Source organism: Pseudokineococcus sp. 1T1Z-3 (genome assembly GCF_037482365.1).
Lineage (GTDB): Bacteria > Actinomycetota > Actinomycetes > Actinomycetales > Quadrisphaeraceae > Pseudokineococcus.
This window is the reverse complement of sequence record NZ_JBBHZF010000023.1, coordinates 1-18,362: the sequence shown is the minus strand read 5'-3', so window position 1 is coordinate 18,362 and position 18,362 is coordinate 1. Positions and strand designations below refer to the sequence as shown.

Genomic DNA, 18,362 nt, shown 5'->3' with positions numbered 1-18,362 from the left:
GCCTGGGGCGCTCCGGTGCGGCCGTCGGGCGGGGACGTCGGTCCGAGCCAGGGTCGGTCCGAGCCAGGGTCGGTCGGGCGAGGATCAGTCGAGGATCGCGCGCGTGACGGCCAGCTGCTCCGTCAGGACCCCGCTGATGAGGGTCTGCGTGCGGTTGACCTCCTCGACGGCCGTGTGGATCTCCGCGAGGGAGGAGGTGACGGCGTCCACGCGGGTCTGGATGGTCGCGACCTTCGTGCTGACGTCGCTCGTGGCGCGCTCGGTCTCGCTGGAGAGCTCCTTGACCTCCTCGGCGACGACGGCGAAGCCCTTGCCGGCCTCCCCGGCGCGCGCCGCCTCGATCGTGGCGTTGAGCGCGAGCAGCTTGGTCTGCGCGGCGATCGACTGGATGGCGCTGACGACGGCGTTGATCTCCGCGCTCGCCTGGCCCAGGGCCGCGACCTGGTCGTTGGCCTCCTCCGTGAGGTTCTCCCCGCGGAGGGCGACGTCGCTGGCCGAGACGACGTTCCGCTCGACCTCGCCGATGGAGGCCAGCAGCTCCTGGCCGGCGAGCTGCAGCTGGTCGCTGGCGCCGATGCGCTCCAGCGCCTGCGCCACGAGGAACGCCGTGTTGCGCAGGGCGCTCTCGCGGCCCGGGTACATGATCAGCGTGCGGGTGGCGAAGAAGTCCATCGTCCCGATGAGCTCGCCGTGGACCGTGATCGGCAGGCAGACACCGGACTTCACGCCCGCGCGCTGGGCCGCGGGGGCGCGCACGCAGTCGGTGAGGTCGCCGAGGTTCTCGACGAAGACGAGGTCGCCGCGCGCCCAGGCCCGGCCCGACAGGCCCACGCCCTTGGCGAAGGAGGCGGCGAGCGTCACCTGGCGGAACTCCGAGCCGGCGTCGCCGGACTCCTGCGCGAAGCGGAGGACCTGCGCCTCCTCGTCGAGCTGCCAGAACGAGCCGTACTGCCAGTCGAAGTCCCGGCGGATGGTCTCCAGGGCGACCTTGAGGGCCTGCTCGCGGTTGGAGCACGTGGTGAGCTGGCGGATGACGGTGGAGACCGCCTCGACGTCCTGCGCGGCCTTCTCGGTGCGCACCTTCTCGTGCAGGCGCTGCATGGTGCCGGAGACCAGGACGCCGACGGCCCGCAGCACGTCGAGGCGCCCGCTGGTCGGGTGCAGCTGCTCGGTCGTGAAGAAGTCCATGGTGCCGACGACGTCGTCGTGCTCGGTGATGGGGAAGCAGACGCCGCTGTGGATGCCCGCGCGCTGCGCCACGGGCGCGCGCTGGCAGTCCGAGAGCTGGGAGAGGTCCTCGATGAACACGAGGTCGCGCTGGCGCCACGCCCGGCCGGAGAGGCCGATGCCCTCGGCGAAGGAGGCCTCCAGGGTCACGCGGCGGAAGTCGGGGCCGGCGTCGCCGCTCTCCTGCGAGAAGCGCAGGACGCGGGCGGGCGCGTCGAGCGCCCAGTACGAGCCGTACGCCCAGCCGAAGCGTGCGCGGATGGTCTCCAGCACCGTGCGCACGGCCTCCTCGGGGGTCGCCGCGCGTCCGAGGACCGCGACGACCTCGGTCAGCGCGTCGACGTCGGCGCGGCTCTCCTCGGCCTCGTTGGTCGGGACCGGTCGTCCGGCCTCGGAGGCGCGCTTCTTGAACATGGGCTTCCCCTCGTCGTGGTGCTCCTAGGCAGGTGTATCGCCCGTCCTGGCGCCGACTTGAGGAGTTCGGACGTCGACGTCGCCGGGTGCTCGCGGCTGCGCGGGGCGACCTGCCCGCCGGGTCGCGCGGGGAGCCCGCCCAGCGCCCGTCGGGCCAGAGCTCAGCGCTCGTCGGGCCAGACGATGCCGACCTTGCCGCCGGCCCCGGCGTCGGCGTCGGCGTAGGCCGCGGCGGCCTCGGCCAGCGGGTAGGTGGCGGTGACCAGACGCTGCGGGTGCAGGTCCCATCGGGCCAGGGCGGCCAGCAGCTCGCCCATCCGCACGGTCGAGGTGACCCACGAGCCGTGGACGGTGAGCTGGCGGTGGATGAGCACCTCGCTGACGTCGACCTCCAGGTGCCCGCCCTCCCCGACGAGCGCGGCCCGGCCCCACCGGCGGGTCCACCGCAGCGCGGTGAGCTGACCGCGGCCGGAGCCGGAGCAGTCGACGGCGACCTCGGCGCCCTCGCCGTCACGGTCGACCAGCAGGTCGGCCAGGTCGGCGTCGCTCCCGGCGACGGCCGCGTCGACGGCGCCCAGCTCCAGGGCCAGCGCACGCCGCCCGGGGCTCGGGTCGGTGCCGACGACGAGCGGGGACCCCAGGGCCCTGGCGAGCATCCCGGCGGCGAGGCCGACCGGTCCCAGACCGGTGACGAGCACCCGGTCGGCGCCGCTCACGTCGGTGCGGCGCAGCGCCTCGTACGCCGTGCCGAAGCCGCAGGCGACGACGGCGCCGTCGAGGAAGGACAGCTCCTCCGGCAGGGCCAGCAGGTCGCGCTCCTGCGCGAGCAGCAGGTCGGCGTGCCCGCCGTCGCGCTGCCAGCCGTAGGCGGCGCGACCCGGTGCGGTGCAGGAGATCTGGTAGCCGCGGCGGCACTCGGCGCACTGCCCGCAGCCGCTGATGTGGTAGACGACGACGCGGTCGCCGACGCCGACGCGCTCGACCCCGGGACCGGTCGCGACGACGCGGCCGGCGGGCTCGTGCCCGCCCACGACTCCCTGGTATGCCTCCGGCCCCTCGCCGAGGTGCTCCCGGTAGATGGCCCGCAGGTCGCTGCCGCAGATGGTGGAGGCGCGCATGGCGACCAGCACCTGGCCGGGGCCTGCTACCGGGTCGGGCGCCTCCCGCAGCTCGACGACGCTCCCGCCGGGCAGGTACGCAGCACGCACGGCACTCCTCCTCGAGCTCCTCCCGGCCCGTGGCCGGCCGTGCCCGGCAGTCTGCCTCGCGGCGTCGTCGGCGTGCCCCGGCCCGACGACGCTGGTACGACGGCCAGATGACCTCGAAGGGCAAGACGGAGCAGCAGCGTGCCGTGCTCGACGCGCTGCTCGAGCGGCACGGGCAGTCCTACGCGCACGAGTCCGGGCTGCGGCTGAAGGACACACCCGCGCCGCTGTTCGAGCTGCTCGTGCTCTCGGCGCTGCTGTCGGCCAACCTGCAGGCGGACCTGGGCGTGCGGACCGCCCGGGCGCTGCGCGAGGCGGGGCTGACCACGGCGGACAAGCTGGCCGGCGCGAGCGACGAGGAGCGCTGGCAGGTGCTCTCGCAGGCGAAGTACCTGCGCAAGGAGCAGACGGCCCGCCAGCTGGGCCAGCTCGCCGAGCGGGCGCAGCAGGAGTACGCCGGCGACCTGCGGCGGATGCGGGACGCCGCCTTCGCCGGCGAGGGCGGCGAGGGCGAGGGCGGCGAGGGCGACGGCGACGGGCAGGGGGGCGTCGACGCCCTGCGCGAGCACGTCCAGGCCTTCACCGGCGTCGGGCCCCTCGGGGTCGACATCTTCTGCCGCGAGGTCCAGGCCGTCTGGCCGCAGCTGCGCCCCTTCCTCGACGAGCGGGCCGCCGGCCCGGCCCGGGCCCTGGGGCTCCCGCCCGACGCCGCCGGTCTCGCGGACCTCGCCGGCACCGACGACCTCTCGCGCGTCGGCGCGGCGCTCGTGCGCTGCGGCATCGCCGACGACGCCGACGAGGTCCGCGCCGCCGCCGGCTGAGTCCGGCTGCTGAGCCTGACCACCGGACCCGACCGCTGGGGCCCCGCGCGCGAGCGGCTCCGGCGGGCGGGGGCGCGCTCCTCGTGCTCCACTTCGGCCGCAGGTACCGACCGGTCCGGCTGGCCCGGTCCCCGACGACGAGAGGTCCTCCATGCCGCTAGTGCGGATCGACGTGACGCAGGGCCGCAGCCCGCAGGAGCTCCGCCAGCTGGCGGACGTGGTGCAGGAGGTCATGGAGGACGTCTTCGCCGCCCCGCCCCGCGACCGCTACCAGGTCGTCACCGAGCACCCTGCGGGCCAGGTGATCTGCCAGGACACCGGTCTCGGCCTCGAGCGGACCGACGACCTGGTCGTCCTGCAGGTCTTCCAGCAGGGGCGCACGCAGGAGCAGAAGAAGGCCCTCTACGCCACCCTCGCCCAGCGGCTGCAGGAGCGCTGCGGCCTCGCGCCCTCGGACCTCGTGGTCAGTCTCACCGCCAACGACCCGGAGGACTGGTCCTTCGGGATGGGCCGGGCCCAGTTCCTCGAGGGCGACCTCTAGCCGTCCTGCCGGGGCAGCGGTGGCGCCGGCGGGGCCTCATGCACTTGCATGGCGTCATGCACCCGCGCGCGGGCCAGCCCGCCCAGCCCGAGGACCTCGTCGACGTCGACGCTCTCCTTCACGCCTACGCCGAGCGGGTCCCAGACCCCGCTGACCCCGGCCAGCGGGTCGTCTTCGGCACGTCCGGCCACCGTGGGTCGGCGCTCGACGGCGCCTTCAACGAGGCGCACATCCTCGCGATCACCCAGGCCATCTGCTCCTACCGCGCCGAGCAGGGCACCACGGGGCCGCTCCTGCTCGCCCGCGACACCCACGGGCTCTCGCTGCCGGCCTGGCGCACGGCGCTGGAGGTCCTCGTGGCCAACGGCGTCGACGTCCTCGTCGACAGCCGCGACGGGTTCACGCCGACCCCGGCGCTCTCGCACGCCGTCCTGCGGCTCAACGGGCGTGGCACCGCGACGGCGTCGGAGATCCCCGACGGGGACGCGGACGGCATCGTCGTCACGCCCTCGCACAACCCGCCGCGCGACGGCGGCTTCAAGTACAACCCCCCGCACGGCGGACCGGCCGGGTCGGAGGCGACCGGGTGGATCGCCGACCGCGCCAACGCCCTGATGGAGGCGGGCCTCGACGGCGTGCAGCGGGTGCCCTTCGAGCAGGCCCGGGCGGCAGTCGGGGACTACGACTTCCTGCGCCACTACGTCGACGACCTCGCCACGGTGCTCGACCTGGACGCGGTCCGGGAGGCCGGCGTCCGGATCGGCGCGCACCCGCTCGGCGGCGCGGCGGTCGCCTACTGGGGCGAGATCGCGAGCACCTACGGCCTCGACCTCACCGTCGTCGACGACACCGTGGACCCGCAGTGGGCCTTCATGACCCTCGACGGCGACGGCAAGATCCGGATGGACTGCTCCTCGCCGAACGCGATGGCCTCGATGGTGGCGCAGAAGGACCGTTTCGACGTCGCGACCGGCAACGACGCCGACGCCGACCGGCACGGCGTCGTCACGCCCGATGCGGGCCTCATGAACCCCAACCACTACCTGGCCGTGGCGATCTCCTACCTGCTGGAGCACCGCGACTGGACGGGCGAGCCGGCCGTCGGCAAGACGCTCGTGTCGTCCTCGCTCATCGACCGGGTGGTCGACGGCGCAGGCCGCCGGTTGCTGGAGGTGCCCGTGGGGTTCAAGTACTTCGTCGACGGGCTGCTCGACGGCTCGGTCGTCTTCGGCGGCGAGGAGAGCGCGGGCGCCTCGTTCCTGCGCAAGGACGGCTCCGTGTGGACCACGGACAAGGACGGCATCCTCCTGGCGCTGCTGGCCGCCGAGATCCGCGCCGTCACGGGACGCTCGCCGAGCCAGCTGCACGCCGACCTCGTGGAGAAGTACGGCGCGTCGGCGTACAGGCGCGTCGACGCCCCCGCCGGCCGCGAGGAGAAGGCGCGGCTGGCGAAGCTGTCGCCCGAGGCGGTGACGGCGTCGGAGGTCGGCGGCGAGCCGATCACGGCCAAGCTGACGGAGGCGCCCGGCAACGGCGCGGCCATCGGCGGGCTCAAGGTGACGACGCAGAGCGCCTGGTTCGCCGCGCGCCCCTCCGGCACGGAGGACGTCTACAAGATCTACGCGGAGTCCTTCCGCGGCGCCGACCACCTCGACCAGGTCCTCGAGGAGGCCCGCGGCGTCGTCGACGCCGCGCTGGCGGGGTGAGCGAGGGTCCGACCGGCGGGCTCCGGGACGTCGAGCGCGACGCCCTCGCGCGTGCCGTCGTCCTCGCCGCCCGCGGGCTCGGCGGCACGAGTCCCAACCCCAGCGTCGGCTGCGTCGTCCTGGACACCGGCGGCGCCGTCGTCGGGGAGGGCCGGACCGCCCCCGCCGGTGGCCCCCACGCCGAGGTCGTGGCGCTGCGGCAGTCCGGGGGCCGGGCCCGCGGCGGCACCGCCGTCGTCACGTTGGAGCCGTGCGACCACACCGGGCGGACGGGGCCGTGCTCGCGGGCGCTGCTCGAGGCCGGGGTCGCGCGCGTCGTCCTCGCCACCGCCGACCCGGACCCGCGGGCGGCCGGTGGGGCCGACACCCTCGCCGCGGCCGGGGTCGACGTCGTGCGCGCGACGCCCGACGAGGCGCGAGCCTCCCTGCGCGTCCACGAGTCGTGGCTCACGGCCGAGCGGCTCGGGCGCCCGCACGTCACGTGGAAGTACGCCGCGAGCCTCGACGGGCGCAGCGCCGCCGCCGACGGCTCCAGCCGGTGGATCACCTCGCCGGCCTCCCGCGCCGACGCGCACCTGCTGCGCGCCCGCAGCGACGCCGTGGTCGTCGGCGTGGGCACGGTGCTCGCCGACGACCCCTCGCTCACCGTGCGCGACCTGCCCCCCACGGGTGACGACGTCGCCGACGCCGAGCTCGCGACGCGGGCGCCGCTGCGCGTGGTGCTCGACGCCGACGGCCGGACGCCAGCCGCCGCCGCGGTGCGCCGGGGACGCGGCGCGGGCGCGGGGGAGTGCCTGGTGCTCACCGCGTCCGACGTCGGCCGCGGTGCCCGCGGCGGCGTCGACCTCGCGGCGGCCCTGGCGCTCCTGCACGCGCGGGGCGTCCGCTCGGTCATGCTCGAGGGCGGCCCCCGCCTGGCCGGCGCCTTCCTCGACGCCGGGCTCGTCGACCGGGTGCGCGCCTACCTCGCCCCGGCGCTGCTGGGGCAGGGGACGGCGGCGCTGGTCAGCACGGTGACCGGCGCCTCGATGGACGCGGTGGCGCGCCTCGTCCTCGACGACGTCGCCCGGGTCGGGCCAGACCTGCGGGTCGACCTCCTCCCGGGTCCCTGACCCGCGTCGACGCCCCTCGCGCGACGGGTGGGCGAGGCCGGGTGGTGGGCGCCGCGGACGTGGCCATGATGGGCGGCGACCGCTGTCCTCCACCCCCCTAGGAGCTCCCATGGGCACCTCCCGTGACGCCGCGACGCACGACGACCCCGCGCGAGGTGGGGTCGAGGTCCTCCAGGACCCGCTGCGCAACCGGGGGACCGCGTTCACCGAGGCCGAGCGCGACGCGCTGTCCCTGCGGGGGCTGCTCCCGCCGCACGTGGAGGACCTGGAGGACCAGGCCCGCCGGGCCTGGAGCTCGGTGCAGGACGTCCAGGGCGGGGACGACACCTCGCGCGACCTCGCCCGGCACATCACGCTGCGGGCGCTCCAGGACACCAACGAGACGGTCTTCTACAAGGTCCTGGCCGACCACGTCGAGGAGGCGTTGCCGCTGGTCTACACCCCCACCGTCGGAGCGGCGTGCCAGCGCTTCAGCCAGATCTACCGCCGCCCGCGGGGGATGTTCGTCTCCTACCCCGACCGCCACCGGCTGCGCGAGGTGCTGCGCAACCGTCCCCAGGGCGCCGTGGACGTCATCGTGGTGACCGACGGCCAACGGATCCTCGGCCTGGGCGACCAAGGTGTGGGGGGCCTGGGCATCCCCATCGGCAAGCTCTCCCTGTACACCGCGATCGGGGGCATCGACCCCGCGCGCACGCTGCCCGTCGTCCTGGACGTCGGCACCGACGACGAGGACCTGCGCGCGGACCCCGCCTACCTCGGCTGGCGTCACGAGCGCATCACCGGCGACGACTACGACGACTTCGTCGCCGCGTTCGTCGACGCCGTGCGCGCCGAGCTCCCGCACGTCCTGCTGCAGTGGGAGGACTTCGCCAGCACCCACGCCCTGCCGATCCTGGACCGCTACCGCGACCGGCTGCTGACCTTCAACGACGACATCCAGGGCACCGCGGCCGTCGTGGCCGGCGCCATGGCCGGCGCCGCGGCCGTCAGCGGCACCCGGCTGCGGGACCAGCGCGTCGTGATGCTGGGGGCCGGGTCGGCCGGCATCGGGGTCCTCGAGAGCCTCGTGCAGGCCATGGTGGCCGACGGCGCCGAGGAGGGGGAGGCGCTGTCCAACGTCTACGTCCTGGACGTCGGCGGCCTGCTGCTGACCAGTCAGGACGGGCTCGTGCCGGCCCAGGCCCGGTTCGCCAAGGACCCCGCCGCGGTCTCGGGCTGGGGCGTCGACGTCGACGACCGGGCCAGCCTCGACCTGGCTACCGTGGTGGCGAACGTGCACCCGACGACGCTCGTCGGCCTGTCCACCGCCCACGGCGCCTTCACGAGAGACGTCGTCACCGACATGGCTGCGCACGTGGAGCGGCCGATCATCCTGCCGCTGTCCAACCCCACCTCACGCGCCGAGGCGGACCCGCAGGACCTCTCGGACTGGACCGACGGCAAGGCCCTGGTGGCCACCGGGAGCCCGTTCCCACCGGTGCGTCACGGGCAGCACCACCGACGGGTGGCGCAGTGCAACAACGTCTACGTCTTCCCCGCGGTCGGCCTGGGCGTCGTGGCGGTGGGGGCGACGAGGGTGACCGACGCCATGATGCTGGCGGCCGCGCTGGAGCTGGGCCGACGCTCCCCCGTCCACGACGACCCCGACGGTGCGCTGCTGCCCGAGGTGGTCGACATGCCCGGGACAGCCGTCCACATCGCCGTCGCCGTGGCGCGGCAGGCGGTGGCCGACGGGGTCGCCCCGCGCCTCGACGACGACGAGGTCGTCCGCGCCGTGCACGCCGCACGCTGGACCCCCGCCTACCGCGACTGAGCCGGGACCGGGCGCCGTCCTGGTCGCGCTCCCCGTCCCGTGGTGCTCACCGGCTCCGTCGACCCCGCCGCCCCTGCCCACGAGGAGGCGGGCCCCCCAGGACCTCCCCCAGGACATCGCCAGGGAGCAGCGCGCACACTGCTGGCATGAGGACGCGCAGCCGCTGGACCCTGGCCGCAGCCACCACGGGCGTCGTCGTCGCGGGCGCCGTCGTGGTGCCGGGTGTCGCGAGCGCCGACCCGGACCTGCCGCCGACCACGGCGCAGGAGCTGCTGGAGGACGTCGCCTCGGCGCAGCCGCTGCCCTTCTCCGGCACCGTGGTGCACACCTCCGACCTCGGGCTGCCCGAGCTGCCGCAGCAGACGGGCTCGGCCGGCAGCGACCTGACCGGGCTGCTCACCGGCTCGACCACCCTGCGGGTGTGGAGCGACGGCGAGCAGCGCCAGCGCCTGTCCGTGCTCGGGGACTTCGCCGAGACCAGCGTCGTCCGCGACGGGAGCGACGTGTGGGTCTGGCGCAGCGACGACCGCACGGCCGTCCACGCCGAGCTGCCCTCGGCGCAGCAGCTGGAGGCGGCGCGCGGCTCCGCCGCGGAGGGCGCCGACGCGTCGCCGGAGGCGTGGGGCCCTGCGGGCGGTGCGACGCCGGCCGAGGCGGCCCAGCGGGCGCTGGCCGCGCTCGACCCGAGCACCGAGGTCAGCCTCGACGGCACGGGCACCGTCGCCGGCCGCGACGCCTACGAGCTCGTGCTGGCCCCCCGCAGCACCACGTCGCTCGTCGGGCGGGTGCGGCTCGCCGTCGACGCCGCGACCTCCTACCCCCTGCGGGTGCAGGTGCTGGCCCGCAGGGCGAGCAGCCCTGCGCTGGAGACGGCCTTCACCGACATCTCCTACGCCGCGCCGGACGACGACGTCTTCGCCTTCACACCTCCCGAGGGGGCCGAGGTGAGCGAGGCGCCGTCGCCGGGCGCGGCGCTGGCCCGGCGGCCCACCGGTGGGCACGGCGGCACCCCCGGCGGCGGGGGCGGCCCCTCGGCGGAGGGCTCCTCGGGCAGCGACCCCGCGGCCGACCGTGCGCGCCCGACGGTGGTCGGCGACGGCTGGGACGCCGTCGCGGTGCTCCGCGGTGCGGCTGGCGGGCTGACGGACCCGACGGGGAGCCCCGCGGGCGGTGCCGGGCAGGCGCTGCTCGACGCCGCCCAGCCGGTCTCCGGCGCGTACGGCACCGGCCGGGTGCTGGCGACCGCGCTGGTCAGCGTCCTCGCGCTCGACGACGGCCGCGTGCTCGTCGGGGCCGTGCCGCCCTCGGTGCTCGAGCAGGCGGCGCTGGACCCGGCCGCCGCGCCGTGAGCGCGGCCGCGGGCGCCCCCGCGGCCCCGCGGCGGAGCAGCCCGGCCGCCGACGAGGCCGCCGCCGCGGACCTCGACGAGGCCGCCGACCACGAGGAGCCGGCGACCGACCTCGCCGTCGCCACGCGCGGGCTGACCAAGCGGTTCCGCGGCGGCCAGGTCGCCGTCGACCACCTCGACCTCGAGGTCCCCCGCGGCGCCGTCTACGGCTTCCTCGGCCCCAACGGCTCCGGCAAGACGACGACCATCCGGATGCTGCTCGGGCTCGTCGCGCCGACGTCCGGCGACGTCCGGCTGCTGGGGGAGGCCATGCCGGGCGCCCGTGCGCGCGTCCTGCCCCGGGTCGGGGCGCTCGTCGAGGGCCCGGCCTTCCACCCCTACCTCACCGGCGCCGCGAACCTCGCCCGGGCGGACGCCGCCGACCGCACGGTCGACCCACGGACGGCGCGGCGTCGCATCGCCGACGCCCTCGAGCGGGTCGGCCTCACCGCGGCGGCCGGCAAGCGCTTCCGCGTGTACAGCCTCGGCATGAAGCAGCGGCTCGGCCTGGCGGCCGCGCTGCTGCGGCCGCGGGAGCTGCTCGTGCTCGACGAGCCGACCAACGGGCTCGACCCGCAGGGCACCCGGGAGGTCCGCACCCTCGTGCGCGAGCTGGCCGCCGACGGGACGACCGTCCTGGTCTCCACCCACCTGCTCACCGAGGTCGAGCAGCTCTGCAGCCACGTCGGCGTCATGAGCGCCGGTCACCTCGTGGCGCAGGGGACGCTCGCCGGCGTGACGGCCGGCACGACCACGCGCGTCGTCGTCGAGGCCCGCGACGCCGAGGCCGCCGCCGGGGTGCTGCGGGCCGAGGGCGTGGCCGCGGTGGGCGTGTCGGGCGAGGAGGTGCGCGGCGACCTCGTGGCCGGAGGGCCCGACCCCGAGCGGCTGCTCGTCGCCCTCGTCGGGGCCGGTGCCGGCGTGCGCCAGCTGCGCCTGGAGCGCGCGACGCTCGAGGACCTCTTCGTCGACCTCACCGGGGAGGGCTTCGATGTCCGCGCCTGAGGCCGCCGTGGGGCGGCCCGACCCCACGGGACGAGGGGCCCGGCGCCGTCCCTCCGGGGCCGCGGCGGACCTGCGGCTGCTGCGCTCGGAGCTGGCGCTCGTGCTCCGCCGCCGCCGCAACGTCGTCATGCTGGGCGTCCTCGCCCTGCTGACGGCGCTCGTCGGCGTCGGCATCCGGCTTGCCTCCGGTGGGGGCGGCGGGACCGGCGGCGGCCCGCCCCTGCTCGCGACGGTCACCGAGAACGGCCTCTTCCTGGCCTTCGCCTCGCTCACGGCGTCGCTGCCCGTCTTCCTGCCGCTCGTCGTCTCGGTCGTGGCGGGGGAGTCGGTGGCGGGCGAGGCCTCCAGCGGCACGCTGCGCTACCTGCTCCTCACGCCCGTCGACCGCACGAGGCTGCTCGCCGTCAAGCTCCTCGCGACCGTGCTGTACGGCGCGCTCGCGGTGCTGACCATCGCGCTGACGGGCGTCCTGGTCGGGCTGGTCCTCTTCCCCGTCGGTGACGTCGTGCTGCTCAGCGGCACCACCGCCTCCTACGGCGAGGGCCTGCTCCGCCTGGCGGCCGTGAGCGCCTACGCGGCCGCGATGCTCACGACCGTCGCGGCGCTGGGGCTGCTCGTCTCCACGCTGACGGAGGTGCCCGTCGCCGCCATGTCGGCGACGGCGATCGTCGTCGTCCTCGTGCAGATCATGGGCCAGGTGCCCCAGCTCTCGTGGCTGCACCCGTGGCTGTTCACCGACGGCTGGCTGCGCTTCGCCGACCTGCTGCGCGACCCCGTCCTGCTCACCGGTGCCCGCGACGGGCTGCTGCTGCAGGCCGGGTGGGTGGTCGTCCTGGTCGCCGCGGCGTGGGCGCGGTTGACGAGCAAGGACGTGACGAGCTGAGCGCCCCGCCCGACCCCTTCCCGGCCTGGTTCTTCGACCGCGACGACCCCACGCCCGACGACCGGTTCTACGCACCCCCGCGCCTCGTCACCCACGTCGACGAGGGAGCGGTGGCCGCCGTCGGGGACCTCTACGCCGAGCTGGGCGTCGACGGCGGCCAGGCGGGGGCCGCGGCGGCGGGGGAGCGGCCGCGCCGCGTGCTCGACCTCATGTCCTCGTGGGTCTCGCACCTGCGCAGCGCGCCCGACGAGCTCGTCGTGCTCGGGATGAACGCGGCCGAGCTGGCCGCCAACCCCATGGCGACGTCCCGGGTCGTCCACGACCTCAACGTCGACGCGCGACTGCCGTTCGAGGACGGGACCTTCGACGCCGTCCTGTGCTGCGTCTCGGTCGACTACCTCGTGCGCCCCGTCGAGGTGCTGGCCGAGGTGGCCCGGGTGCTGCGCCGGGGCGCGCCGGTGGTGCTGACCTTCTCGAACCGGTGCTTCCCGACCAAGGCGGTCCACGGCTGGCTCGCGACCGACGACGACGGCCGCTGCACGCTCGTGGCGGAGTACCTGCGTCGCGCCGGCGGCTTCTTCGAGCCAGAGGTGTCGCTGCGGACGCCGCCCGGACCGGAGCGCGGCGGCACGTACCGCGGCGACCCGCTCTACGCCGTGCTCGCGCGCCGGGCTTGACTGCTGGCGCGCGCGACCGGGGACGTGCCGCCGGGTGATCAGCGCCAGATCACCCGGCGGCGCGTCCCCGATCAGCGCCCGGCTGGCCGCTCACGCGCCGTCGGCGTCGTCGAGCCGGCGCAGCACCCGGGCCGGGTTGCCGACGGCGACGACGCGGGGCGGGAGGTCCTTCGTGACGACGGCACCGGCCCCGACCACGGTGCCCGCGCCGACGGTGACGCCGGGGCAGACGACGACGCCCCCGCCCAGCCACACGCCGTCCTCGACCGTGATGGGCGCGGCGGCCTCCCACCCGGCCTTCCGCAGGTCGGGGTCGAGCGGGTGGGTGGGGGTGAGCAGCTGGACGTGCGGGCCGATCTGGACGTCGTCGCCGATGGTCACGTCGGCGACGTCGAGCACCGTCAGGCCGAAGTTGGCGAAGCAGCGCGCCCCGACGCGCAGGTGGGTGCCGTAGTCGACGTGCAGCGGCGGGCGGATCGTCGTCCCCTCGCCGACCGCGCCGAGCAGCTCGCGCAGGAGGTGCTCCCGCAGCGCCTGCTGCCGGGGGCTCGTGGCGTTGTACGCGTCGGCGAGCTCCATGCCGCGGTGGGCGGCCTCGACGATGCTCGGGTCGTCCACGGCGCGGTACCAGTCGCCGTCGCGCATCCGCTGGTGCATCGAGCGGGGGTCACCGGCGAGGGGGTCGGCCCCGGCGTCGGGTGCGGCGTCGTCCTCCATGAGGGCGACCGTACGCACGTCAGGCGGCGACGGCCTCCAGCAGCGGGGCGCGCAGCGGGTGGTCGGTGCCGGCGAGGACGACCTGGGCCGCCCGGCCGCTGGTGGCGTGGACGACGATCGGTGCCATGAGGTTGGCCGTCGAGTCCGCCAGGGACCGGCCGGGCGTGACGACGACGAGCAGCAGCGCGTCCTCGGCGCTCTCCAGCCCCAGGCCGTCGACGTCGTCCTCCTCGACCTCCGGCGCGTAGGAGGGGAACAACGCACCCGGGGCGAGGACGACGAGCCGCACGCCCTCGGCCTCCAGGGACTGCAGCGAGAACAGCGTCCCCGTCTCGTCGAGGCGCACGAGCGCGAAGCGCGTGAGCTCCTCCAGACCCGGCAGCGGGGCGACGAAACGGACCTCGGGCAGCGGCGACGTCGGGGAGGTCACCGCAGGAAGTCCATGATCGTCGGGGTCACGACCTTGGCGGCGGCGCCCAGGGCCGCCTGGTAGGCCTTCTCGTGCGTCGCGAGGTTCATCAGGGCCTCCGCCAGGTCGACGTCCTCGACCTCCCGCTGCGACGAGGTCAGCGAGAGGGTCCGCTGGGTCCCGATGCTCTGCAGGGACTCGGTGCGAGCGTAGCGAGTGCCCACGTCCGCGAGCGTCGTCGTCATCCGCCCCAGCGCGGCGGTCATGTCCCCGAGCTGGGCGGAGGACTCGGCCGCCCCCGCGAGGACGGCGGTCTCCAGCCGGCTCAGGACGGCGAAGACCGAGTCGTCACCGGCTCCGAACGCCGCCGTGCCGGCGGTGTCGACGCGGACGTCGACGCCGGGGGCCAGGGTGCGCTCGACCACGTTGCCCATCCCCGCCGACGGCGTCACCACGCCGCCGGCGTCCTCGGCGAAGGCCACCGAGGCGGCCGTGGTGCCGCCGAACACGGGCCGGCCGAGGTAGGTCGTGTTGGCGGTGGCCAGCATGTCCTCGCGGATCCCGCGGATCTGGGTGGCGATGGCCGCCCGCCCCTCGGGCGACTGGGAGTCCGCGCCCGCCTGCACGGCGAGGCCGCGGGCGGTGTGCAGCAGGGCCACGCTGCGCTGCAGCGCCGTGTCCGTCGTGCCCAACCAGCTCTTCGCGTCGTTCGAGGCGGCGGCGAAGCGCTCCTCGGCGGCCAGCGCCCGGCGCAGCTCGAGCGCCTTGTCGGTGCCGACGACGTCGTCCGACGGGCGCTGGATCCGCTTGCCGCTGGAGACCTCGGCGGTCGCCCGCGCCAGCCTCTGCGCGGCCTCGGCGATGGCGGTCTGCGCGGCGCCGTTGGACCCGCGCAGGGTCGCGCGGCCGCCGGCGTAGCCGCCGGTCAGGCTCCCGGAGACCCCGGAGACGCTCATCGTCCGACCACGCCGGTGCGGTTGATGAGGGTGTCGAGCATCTGGTCGACGGCGGTCATGACGCGTGCGGCTCCTTCGTAGGCGCGCTGGAAGGTGAGCAGGTCGACCATCTCGCTGTCGATGTCCACGCCCGTGGCCGAGGTGAGCACGGCCTGCGCGCTGTCGCGGGCGGAGGCGGTCGCGGTCGCCCGGACCTCCGCGGCCGAGACCGCACCGGCGGTGGCGACGACGAAGGTGCGCCAGGTCGCGTCGGGCCCGCCGGCGCTCTCGGACAGCGAGGGCATGCCCTTGGCGATGGAGACGTCCCGGTCGCCCGTGCCCGCCTTGATGCTCGCCGCGGGGATCGACGCGGTGATGGTCGCGGCGGTGAGGGGGCCCGCGAGGGAGGTGAAGACGGCGGGGTCGCCGTGCCGGGCGTTGACCTGGGTGGCCAGGGCGCCCGCGACGCCGTCGTAGCCGGCCATGACGCCGGGAAGGGTCGTCGTCAGCGCCTCCGTGAGCCCGGCGGCCGTGCCGCCGACGGCGAGGGCAGCCCCGTCGAGGGTGAGGGAGGTCGGCCCGGTGCCGGCGCCGGCCATCGCCGTCGGCCCGACGACGGCCAGGGTCGCGACGGCCGAGCCGTCGACGAGCTTCTGCCCGCCCACCACGACGTCGACCACCCCGCTGCCCGCCCGGGGCGCGCTCGTCGCGCCCACGAGGCCCGCCAGCCGCCGCACGAGCTCGTCGCGCTGGTCGGCCAGCTCGTGCGCGGGGGCGCCGGAGCCCTCGGTCGTGGCGATGAGGCGGTTGAGGCCGGCCACCGACGTCGCGATGCTGGAGACCTCGGTCGTGAGGGTGCCCAGCTCGGAGCGGACGTCGTCCCAGGTGGCGCTGGTGCGGGCGGCGCCCTCCCGCAGGAGCGAGGCGACCTCCTCGCTGCGGCCGGCGACGGTGACGCGCGCGGCGTCACCGCTGGGTCCGAGGGGGTCCGGGGCCGAGGCGAGGCCGCCCCAGGCGCCCCACATCTTGCCCATCGCGTCGGTCACCGTCCCGAGGTCGCCGAAGGCGCCCTCGACCGTCGTGAGGACGCCGGAGCGGGCCGCGGCCAGGGCGGCGTCGCCCGTCGTCACCTCGACGCGGCTGGAGGCCAGGCGGTCGGCGAGGCGGGCGACGCCGGTGACCTGGACGCCGTTGCCGGTGGTCCAGCCCCGTACGCCCTCGGACAGCGGGTTCTGCGTCGCCTGGAGGGGGGAGGTCTCGACGCGCTGGCGGGTGTAGCCGGGGGTCGCCGCGTTGGCGACGTTCTGCCCGGCGACGTCCATCGCCCGGCGCTGCGTCTGCAGCGCGGTCAGGGCGACAGAGAGTCCCTGGAACGTGCTCATGGTGTCCTCGCAGACGGTGTGCGTGGGAGTCGGTCACTGCTCCTATCGGCAGGTCTGCCGATGGTCTGAGCGGGTGACGCCGGCGTGTCGTGGGGGCGCTCCCGCCGGACCGGGCTCCAGTCCCGCGGCGCGGTGGCGGGCCTCGGGCGGGAGGACCTGGCGATGGAGCGGCCCAGGGGGCGGAGCGGCTCAGAGGCTCTCGTCGACCAGCCGGGCCGGGCGGGCGCCCGGGTCGCTCGCGCCGGAGCGTCGTCCGCCGCGCGGCCCGTAGGTCTGCACGGGCACGAGGGGCTGCTCGCGCGGCTCGCCCACGGAGGCGAGGGCGACGTCGAGCGCCCGGCTGCCGGCGGACAGGACGTCGCGGTTGGCCTGGGCGGTCGCGCCGATCTCGGTGGTGAGCACGAGGAAGGCGTCGCGGTGGGAGCCGAGCACCTCGTCCCAGGGGGAGGGGACGACGTCGGCGAGCTGGCGCAGCCCGGCGCCCGCGGGGGCCCCGTGCTCGGCGGCGACGGCGTCGACGTGCAGGGCCCGCTCCAGCTCGGCGGCACGCACCTGCTCCAGGACGACCTCGACCTCACGGGTGGCGTGGGCCAGCCAGCGCGTGCGCCCGCTGGTGAGGACGAGCTGCTCCTCCTCCAGCTTGAACAGCAGCAGCTCGAGCACCTCCCGCTCGCGCCACAGCACGTTCGACAGCTCCGCCAGGCCCATCGCCGGTCCCCTTCCCTCGACGCGACCCTCGCGGCCGTCGTCACCGACCCATCGGCGCCATCGTCCGCGTGCTGAGACGTCGCCCGCGGCAACCGCTCCGGCGCGTCGCCCGTCGTGTCCGCCCCGAGCGTGTGGCGGTCGAGTGGTCGACGACGCGCCCTGCGCAGGGTGAGCTCGCTCCCGGCTGAGGGGTCGTGCGTCCGAACAGGTGCCGGCGGGAGGGGATCTCACCTACTCGGGCTCAAGGTGGCGAGGCGGCGGGACGAGGCCTCCGGCGTGATGATCCCGACCCAGCGCACGGCCGCCCCCTGCGGCGCCGCCGTCTCCGCGCTCCCCCGCAGCAGCTCCCGCCGTGACGCCGCCGCCGTCGAGGCCCTCGTCACCGCCCACCTCCCCCTCGTGGGGCACGTCGTGCGCGAGGTCGCGATGCGGCTGCCCTCGCACGTCGACGCCACCGACCTCTCGGGTGCCGGCGCGGCCGGTCTGCTCCAGGCCGCCCGCGGCTACGACGAGGAGACGGGCGTCCCCTTCGCCCGCTACGCCAGCACCCGCATCCGCGGTGCCGTGCTCGACGAGCTCCGCAGCATGGACCTCATGAGCCGGGGGGTGCGCTCCCGCGGCCGCGAGCTGCACGTCGTCGAGGACGGCCTCACCGCCGCGCTGGGCCGCCGTCCGAGCCGCGCCGAGCTCGCCGCGGCCCTCGGGGTCGACGTCGCCGAGGTCGACCGTCGCCGCACCGAGTCGGGCGTCACCGTGTCGAGCCTGGACGCCCCGGTCACCGGGGGCACGGGCGGCGAGGACGCCCTCGTGCGGACCTGGGCCGAGGGCCTGTCCGACGAGCGCCCCGGCCCCGAGGAGCTCGCCCTGCGCGCCGAGCGGATGACGGTCCTCGGTGCGAGCGTCGCCGCGCTGCCCGAGCGGCTGCGCGCCGTCGTCGTCGCCACCTTCCTCGAGCAGCGGCCGCTCTGCGAGGTCGCGGAGGAGCTGGGCGTCACTGAGTCCCGCGTCAGCCAGCTGCGCACCGAGGCCCTCGGCCTGCTGCGGGCGGCCATGGACACCGTCCTGGAGCCGCGCGGGCCCGCCCCGGCCCCCACGGGCGTTGCCGCCCGACGCCGTGAGGCCTTCTACGCCGAGGCCGCCCTGCACGCCGCCGCCGCAGGGGTGGGCTCGCGCGCACGCTCGGCTCAGGCCCGCGAGCAGCTCGCCGCGCGCAGCGGCGCCAGCCCCGCCCCGGGTCCCGCACGGCCGGTCACCGCCGCCGTCGTCCCCGCCCAGCGGACCGCCGCCCAGCGGCAGCCGCTGCTGGCCTGAGCGCACCGGTGGGGCCGTCACCCGGACGGCCCGCCCGCGGTCTCCTGCTCAAGTCCCGGCTCGGGACGCCGATGAGCAGGTGGGTCCCCATGGACGGGGGCCCTTC

General features: G+C 76.1%; 17 protein-coding genes. 10 read left to right on the top strand and 7 right to left on the bottom strand.

What is annotated here, in order from left to right:
- Positions 1–84: 84 nt before the first annotated feature.
- Positions 85–1,641, bottom strand: coding sequence for a GAF domain-containing protein (locus tag WDV86_RS07515; protein ID WP_339566992.1), 1,557 nt, complete (start codon positions 1,639–1,641; stop codon positions 85–87).
- A 161-nt stretch (positions 1,642–1,802) separates the two neighbouring features.
- On the bottom strand, positions 1,803–2,849 hold the full coding sequence (locus WDV86_RS07510) for an alcohol dehydrogenase catalytic domain-containing protein (RefSeq protein WP_339566991.1): 1,047 nt from the start codon (positions 2,847–2,849) through the stop codon (positions 1,803–1,805).
- A gap of 107 nt (positions 2,850–2,956) precedes the next feature.
- Here WDV86_RS07510 and WDV86_RS07505 point away from each other — a divergent pair, with 107 nt between their 5' ends.
- The 9 genes from WDV86_RS07505 to WDV86_RS07465 all read left to right on the top strand — a co-directional run bounded on the left by WDV86_RS07505 (position 2,957) and on the right by WDV86_RS07465 (position 12,794).
- A complete protein-coding gene (locus WDV86_RS07505) occupies positions 2,957–3,667 on the top strand; it encodes an endonuclease (RefSeq protein WP_339566990.1) in 711 nt (236 codons plus the stop codon).
- Positions 3,668–3,818: 151 nt separating this feature from the next.
- Complete coding sequence (locus WDV86_RS07500) at positions 3,819–4,208, top strand: tautomerase family protein (RefSeq protein WP_339566989.1); 390 nt, start codon at positions 3,819–3,821, stop codon at positions 4,206–4,208.
- A gap of 56 nt (positions 4,209–4,264) precedes the next feature.
- A complete protein-coding gene (gene pgm / locus WDV86_RS07495) occupies positions 4,265–5,914 on the top strand; it encodes a phosphoglucomutase (alpha-D-glucose-1,6-bisphosphate-dependent) (protein WP_339566988.1) in 1,650 nt (549 codons plus the stop codon).
- A complete protein-coding gene (gene ribD / locus WDV86_RS07490) occupies positions 5,911–7,026 on the top strand; it encodes a bifunctional diaminohydroxyphosphoribosylaminopyrimidine deaminase/5-amino-6-(5-phosphoribosylamino)uracil reductase RibD (protein ID WP_339566987.1) in 1,116 nt (371 codons plus the stop codon). The genes pgm and ribD overlap by 4 nt, the downstream gene beginning before the upstream one ends.
- A 109-nt stretch (positions 7,027–7,135) precedes the next feature.
- A complete protein-coding gene (locus WDV86_RS07485) occupies positions 7,136–8,842 on the top strand; it encodes an NAD-dependent malic enzyme (RefSeq protein ID WP_339566986.1) in 1,707 nt (568 codons plus the stop codon).
- Between the two features lie 146 nt (positions 8,843–8,988).
- Positions 8,989–10,191: a LolA family protein gene (locus WDV86_RS07480; RefSeq protein ID WP_339566985.1), complete on the top strand. Its 1,203-nt coding sequence runs from the start codon at positions 8,989–8,991 to the stop codon at positions 10,189–10,191.
- Positions 10,188–11,234, top strand: a complete 1,047-nt coding sequence (locus WDV86_RS07475) for an ABC transporter ATP-binding protein (RefSeq protein WP_339566984.1) — start codon at positions 10,188–10,190, stop codon at positions 11,232–11,234. The genes WDV86_RS07480 and WDV86_RS07475 overlap by 4 nt, the downstream gene beginning before the upstream one ends.
- Entirely contained in the window at positions 11,221–12,117 is an 897-nt protein-coding gene (locus tag WDV86_RS07470) for an ABC transporter permease (protein ID WP_339566983.1), read from the top strand. Before WDV86_RS07475 ends, WDV86_RS07470 begins: the two co-directional genes overlap by 14 nt.
- Positions 12,081–12,794, top strand: a complete 714-nt coding sequence (locus WDV86_RS07465; RefSeq protein WP_339566982.1) for a class I SAM-dependent methyltransferase — start codon at positions 12,081–12,083, stop codon at positions 12,792–12,794. Before WDV86_RS07470 ends, WDV86_RS07465 begins: the two co-directional genes overlap by 37 nt.
- 90 nt (positions 12,795–12,884) lie before the next feature.
- On the opposite strand, the gene WDV86_RS07460 is transcribed toward WDV86_RS07465, so the two are convergent.
- The 5 genes from WDV86_RS07460 to flgN form a co-directional block, all read right to left on the bottom strand.
- Positions 12,885–13,511 (bottom strand): sugar O-acetyltransferase, encoded by a 627-nt coding sequence (locus WDV86_RS07460; protein WP_339566981.1) that lies wholly within the window; start codon positions 13,509–13,511, stop codon positions 12,885–12,887.
- A gap of 19 nt (positions 13,512–13,530) precedes the next feature.
- The gene (fliW, locus tag WDV86_RS07455) at positions 13,531–13,941 is read right to left on the bottom strand and encodes a flagellar assembly protein FliW (protein ID WP_339566980.1); all 411 of its coding nucleotides are present in this window, start codon (positions 13,939–13,941) and stop codon (positions 13,531–13,533) included.
- Positions 13,938–14,876, bottom strand: coding sequence for a flagellin N-terminal helical domain-containing protein (locus tag WDV86_RS07450; RefSeq protein ID WP_339566979.1), 939 nt, complete (start codon positions 14,874–14,876; stop codon positions 13,938–13,940). The genes fliW and WDV86_RS07450 overlap by 4 nt, the downstream gene beginning before the upstream one ends.
- Complete coding sequence (gene flgK / locus WDV86_RS07445; RefSeq protein ID WP_339566978.1) at positions 14,873–16,237, bottom strand: flagellar hook-associated protein FlgK; 1,365 nt, start codon at positions 16,235–16,237, stop codon at positions 14,873–14,875. The genes WDV86_RS07450 and flgK overlap by 4 nt, the downstream gene beginning before the upstream one ends.
- Positions 16,238–16,426: 189 nt before the next feature.
- Positions 16,427–16,945: a flagellar export chaperone FlgN gene (gene flgN / locus WDV86_RS07440; RefSeq protein WP_339566977.1), complete on the bottom strand. Its 519-nt coding sequence runs from the start codon at positions 16,943–16,945 to the stop codon at positions 16,427–16,429.
- A gap of 279 nt (positions 16,946–17,224) precedes the next feature.
- On the opposite strand from flgN, the gene WDV86_RS07435 reads away from it, so the two are divergent.
- Positions 17,225–18,256 (top strand): sigma-70 family RNA polymerase sigma factor, encoded by a 1,032-nt coding sequence (locus WDV86_RS07435; RefSeq protein WP_339567479.1) that lies wholly within the window; start codon positions 17,225–17,227, stop codon positions 18,254–18,256.
- The last annotated feature ends 106 nt before the right edge of the window (positions 18,257–18,362 follow it).